General features: G+C 31.3%; 1 protein-coding gene and 1 pseudogene. Both read left to right on the top strand.

The window, feature by feature from the left end; all coding sequences use genetic code 11:
• The first annotated feature begins 250 nt into the window (after nt 1–250).
• On the top strand, nt 251–763 hold the full coding sequence (locus ACPUYX_RS20825; RefSeq protein ID WP_426381494.1) for a DUF6444 domain-containing protein: 513 nt from the start codon (nt 251–253) through the stop codon (nt 761–763).
• Between the two features lie 15 nt (nt 764–778).
• Nucleotides 779–1717: pseudogene (gene tnpC / locus ACPUYX_RS20830) on the top strand (IS66 family transposase); the annotation flags it as partial.
• Nucleotides 1718–2003 lie beyond the last annotated feature (286 nt).

Consider the following 2003-nt stretch of genomic DNA (forward strand, 5'->3'; position numbering starts at 1 on the left):
TTTAATGCTGTAACCTTATTTTTTACCTATTTTTAAATTTTATTTATCAAAAATTATTAAATTTTCTTGAATTTTATATTTTATATAAATTTTTCTAAAAATTGCATATCTGTAACTATTCAGCCATTAACAAAATTTAATATTATTGCTACTATTAATTTGTAAAACATTTCTTATATACCTTTCGTTAGTTTTGTTGTATTATAAACAGGCAAATCTCTAAAACTAATGACAAAGGTGGTGACACGCAATGAGTGAAGGTAAAATTATTGAATTATATAACCAAGGTATTTCTCAGGTTATAGAAACTATAAAGTTACTCTCAAATCAGATAAAAGAACAAAATGCAATGATTGAAAAACTTACTAAGGAAAATAAAGCACTTGCAGCACGTGTCCAGTCATTAGAAAATCAAATTAAAACAAATAGTAACAATAGCAGTAAACCGCCATCTTCCGATGGTTTCAAAAAGAAAACTAAAAGTCTCAGGAAGCCTTCTGATAAAAAACCTGGCGGTCAGCCTGGTCATGAAGGTCATACTCTTGAACAAGTAGAAAATCCTGATGAAATAATAGAACATATCTTAGATAAATGCAGTAAATGTGGAGCATCCTTAGAAGATGTACCAGCAGAAAGATATATTAAGCGTCAAGTTATAGACTTACCAGAGGTAAAAGTAAAAGTTATAGAGCATAGAGCAGAAGTTAAAAAATGTATTTGTGGTCATGTGAATAAAGCACAGTTCCCCGAAGGGATCAATTAACCAGTTCAGTATGGAAATAGGCTAAAGGCTACTTCAGTATATCTGAACCAATATCAATTTATTCCATATGATAGGCAGGAAGAAGTCTTTGAAGACCTATTTAACCATCATATAAGCAAAGGTACTTTAGCTTCTATAAATAAAACTTGCTATGATTCTTTAAAACTTATCGAAGATGATATAAAAAAAGTTTTAAAGAATGATGTAGGTGCAGTTCATTATGATGAAACAGGTATTTTCGCGGATAAAACATTGAAATGGCTTCATGTATCATCTAATGAAAAGTATACTTACTATCAAGTTCATAAAAAAAGAGGAAGTGAAGCTATAGATGCTATAGGCATTCTACCAGAGTTTAAAGGTACAGCAGTACATGACTCATGGAAAAGCTACAATAAATACACTAACTGTGATCACTCTCTATGCTGCGCACATATATTAAGAGAATTAAATGGTATAACAGAATTAGAAAAACAAAGTTGGGCTGAACAAATGAAATTGCTTCTTATTGGTATAAAATCTGAAGTAGACAAAGCGCCGCTAAGCGCTAACGCACTAACCCTTGATAAAATCATGCTATATGAAAATAAATATGATTCTATCGTACTTCAAGGTAAAGAAGAAGATTTCAAGCTTAACTATGATTCTAAAACTGGTAAAACAAAAAAGAGTAAATCTAAACCTCTACTTGAGCGTCTATCGTTGCACAAGGACGAAGTCCTCAGATTTATGAATGACTTTGATATACCATTTGATAATAACCAAGCGGAACGTGATATTCGCATGACAAAGGTAAAACAAAAAATCTCTGGTACATTTAGAAGCTCCTGCGGAGCAGACTATTTCGCAAGAATACGCGGTTATATATCTACTGTTAGAAAACATTCTCTTAATGTTATGGAATGTTTAGAATCTGTTTTCACAGGTTCACCTATGAATCCTACATTGACTTAGCTCTCTATAGGGGTATTTTATTTTTAATACCCCGTTTTGATGTACCTAAAATTTATTGTTAGGTCAGTAAGCCGCTCAAATACTACATATTGTCATATTTATTTGTTCTTATATTTAAATCATATATATTCTTTCATTTAAGCAAGGCCTGAATAGTTACGCATATCTTTTGTTTTTTATCATTAGCAAGTTCGATTAACTCTTTAGCATGTTCTATAGTCAATCTAGTAACTTCAGCTCCACCAATCATCCTAGCAATCTCATATTCTTTATTTTTCTCATCCAG

The organism is Desulfosporosinus sp. SYSU MS00001, assembly GCF_049943955.1.
Taxonomy (GTDB): Bacteria; Bacillota; Desulfitobacteriia; order Desulfitobacteriales; family Desulfitobacteriaceae; genus Desulfosporosinus.

Coding starts and splice junctions, on each gene's coding strand:
- ACPUYX_RS20825 (WP_426381494.1), top strand. CDS start 251: ATGAGTGAAGGTAAAATTATTGAATTATATAACCAAGGTATTTCTCAG.